Raw genomic sequence first — 3,508 nt, 5'->3', positions numbered from 1 at the left:
CCGAACCGTGGCCCGCCACCGAGAACCGCCCCCGCCGCGCGGGCATCTCCTCCTTCGGAATCAGCGGGACGAATGCGCACGTCATCCTCGAGGAGCCCCCGGCGCTCCCGGAGCAGCCGCAGGCGGCGGCTCCGGCGGGCACCGCCGGCCCGGAGGGCACGGCCACCGCGGCCGAGGCCGCCGCCCCGCAGGCCGCGGAGACCGCCGCCGCCCCGGCCCGTGAGCTGCCCGCCGTGCCGGTCCTGGTCTCCGCCCGCAGCGAGGCCGCCCTGCGCGCCCAGTCCGACCGCCTGCGCGCGCACCTGATCGCCGAGCCGGCCCTCTCCGTGAACGACATGGCCTTCTCGCAGGCCACCACCCGCGCCCACCTGGAGCGCCGGGCCGCCGTGGTCGCCACCGACCGGGGCGCGCTGCTGGCCGGGCTGGCCGCGCTGTCCGCGGCCGAGCCCGCCGCCCACGTCTTCCAGGGCCGCCCCGGTGGCGACGAGACCGTGTTCGTCTTCCCCGGCCAGGGCTCCCAGTGGGAGCGGATGGCCGTCGAACTCCTCGACTCCGCGCCCGTGTTCGCCGAGGAGATCGCCGCGTGCGGCGAGGCCCTCGCCCGCTACGTGGACTGGAACCTCGAGGAGGTCCTGCGCGGCGCCCCCGGCGCGCCGACCCTGGAGCGCGTCGACGTCGTCCAGCCCGCGCTGTTCTCCGTGATGGTGTCCCTGGCGAAGCTGTGGCGTTCCCACGGCGTCGAGCCGTCCGCCGTCGTCGGCCACTCCCAGGGCGAGATCGCCGCCGCCTACGTGGCGGGCGGCCTCAGCCTCGACGACGCCGCCCGTGTGGTGGCCCTGCGCAGCCGTGCCGTACGCGAACGGCTCGCCGGGCAGGGCGGGATGATGTCGGTCCTGCTGCCCGTGAACCGCGTGGAGAAGTATCTGGAGCGGTTCGACGGCCGGATCTCGGTGGCCGCCGTCAACAGCCCCGGCACCGTCGTGGTCGCGGGCGAGCCCGCCGCGCTCGACGAGCTCCAGGCGGCCTGCGAGCAGGACGGGGCCCGCGCCCGCCGCATCCCCGTGGACTACGCCAGCCACTCCGTGCAGGTCGAGGGCATCCAGGAGGAGCTGCTGCGGCTCCTGGCCCCGGTCGCCCCGCGCAGCGGCACGATCCCCTTCTACTCCACCGCCAGCGGGGACTTCCTCGACACCGCGGAGCTCGACGCCGCGTACTGGTACCGCAACCTCCGCGGCCGGGTCGGCTTCGAGCCCGCCGTCCGCGCCCTCGTCGCCAACGGCGCGAAGCTCTTCGTCGAGCTCTCCCCGCACCCCGTCCTCACCATGGCCGTCGACGAGATCGTCCAGGACCTCGACGCCGCCGGGCACGTCCGGTCCGTCGGTTCGCTGCGCCGCGGCGAGGGCGGCCCGGCCCGCTTCGCCACCTCCCTCGCCGAGGCCCACGTGGGCGGGGCCGCCATCGACTGGCACGCCTTCTTCGCCGGTACGGGCGCCGAGCGCGTGCAGCTCCCGACGTACGCCTTCCAGCGCGAGCGGTACTGGCTGACGCCCGGCACCGGCACCGGCGACGCCACCGCGGCCGGCCTCGGCCGCCTCGACCACCCGCTGCTGTCCGCCACCGTCCAGGTCGGCGACCGCGACGAGTGGATCTTCACGGGTCGGCTCGCCCGTACCGCGCAGACCTGGACCGAGGACCACGCCGTCCTCGGTACGGTCCTGCTGCCCGGCGCCGCCCTGGTGGAGGCCGCCCTCACCGCGGGCCGCCAGGCGGGCACGCCCGTACTGGACGATCTGGTGCTCGAGGCTCCGCTTCTCCTTGACGAGGACTCCGCCCGGCAGCTCCAGATCACCGTGGGGCGCCTCGGCGAGGACGGCCGCCGTGAACTCGTCGTCTACTCGCGCCCCGAGGCCTCCGGCGAGGACGGGGACCGCCAGGTCACCCGCCACGCCCGCGGCTGGCTCACCGCCGACGCCGAACCGGCCCCCGCGTTCCCCGCCGCCTGGCCGCCCGCCGGAGCCCGGCCCGTCGCCGTGGACACCCTCTACCCCCGCCTCGCCGAGGCCGGTTACGACTACGGTCCGCTCTTCCAGGGCGTCCGCGCCGCCTGGAAGGCCGGCTCCGACATCTGCACCGAGATTTCCCTGCCGGAGGACGCGCACACCGAGGGCTTCCTCCTCCACCCGGCCCTCCTCGACGCCGCCCTGCACGGTGGTCTCCTCGACAAGGAGCCCGGCGCCACGGCCGATCTGCCGTTCTCCTGGTCCGGCGTCCGCGCCGGCGTCACCGGCACCGCTGCCGGCGTCACGCGTGCCCGGGTGCGGATCAGCGCCGCCGGGGACTCCGCGCTGCGCATCGCCCTCGCCGACGAGAACGGCGCCCCGCTGCTGACCGTGGAGACGATGGCCTTCAGGCCCGTGGACCTGGCCCAGCTGGAGTCCGCCCAGCGCGGCGGCCAGAGCTCCCTCTACCAGCTCGACTGGCTGCCCGTTCCGGCCGGGGCCCCGGCTGCCGACGGGGGCCGTGTCTGCGTCCTCGGCGAGCTCGCCTCGGCCCCCTCGGAGTGGGACCGCTACCCGGACCTGACCGCCCTGGAGGAGGCCCTCGCCGAGGGCGCCCCGGTGCCCACGACGGTCCTCGCCGCCCTGGACACCGACCCGGCGGCCGACGCCGCGGGTGCCGCGAGCAGCGCCGCGGAGGCCGTTCACGCGAGCGCCGCCCGCGCCCTCGGTCTGCTCCAGCAGTGGCTGGCCGCCGCGCCGCTCGCCGACTCCCGGCTGGTCGTGGTCACCCGGCGGGCGGTCGCCGCGGACGGCTCGGCGCCCGAGCTGGCGCAGGCCCCCGTGTGGGGTCTGGTGCGCAGCGCGCAGTCCGAGCACCCGGGCCGGTTCGGCCTCGTCGACCTCGACTCCGACGGCGGCCAGGAGGCCGGGAGCGAGCAGAACGCCCTCGACTGGGCGGCGCTGACCTCCCTGGACGAGCCGCAGATCGCGGTCCGTGCGGGCGAACCCCTCGTACCCCAGCTGGGCCGTGCGGAGCTCTTCTCGCTCGCCGGGAACGCCTGGCGGCTGGGCGTGGCGCGCAAGGGCTCGCTGGAGGGCCTGGCGCTGATGTCCTCGGACAGCGACCGGCCGCTCGGAGTCCACGAGGTGCGGGTCGGGGTGCGGGCCGCGGGCCTGAACTTCCGCGACGTGCTGATCGCCCTGGGTCTCTACCCGGGTGAGGCACCGCTCGGCAGCGAGGCCGCCGGTGTGGTCCTGGAAGTCGGCTCCGGAGTCACCGACCTGGCGCCCGGCGACCGGGTGCTGGGCCTGGTCCTCGATGCGTTCGGACCGGTCGCGATCGCCGACCGCCGGATGATCGTCCCGATGCCCGAGGGGTTCACCTTCGCGCAGGGCGCCGCCCTCCCGGTGGTCTACCTGACCGCGTACTACGGGCTGGTCGACCTCGCCGGCCTCCGCGCCGGCGAACGCCTCCTCGTCCACGCAGCCGCAGGCGGCGTCGGCATGGC

The 3,508-nt window shown here is 76.3% G+C and carries 1 protein-coding gene; it reads left to right on the top strand.

The window, feature by feature from the left end; all coding sequences use genetic code 11:
* Positions 1-3,508: acyltransferase domain-containing protein (locus ACFVV1_RS40720; protein ID WP_390000666.1), on the top strand; the 3,508-nt coding region annotated here is incomplete at both ends.

The organism is Streptomyces sp. NPDC058092, from assembly GCF_042884935.1.
Classification (GTDB): domain Bacteria; phylum Actinomycetota; class Actinomycetes; order Streptomycetales; family Streptomycetaceae; genus Streptomyces.
Note: the sequence above shows the minus strand (reverse complement) of the source record. Positions and strands in the feature narration are given on the sequence as shown.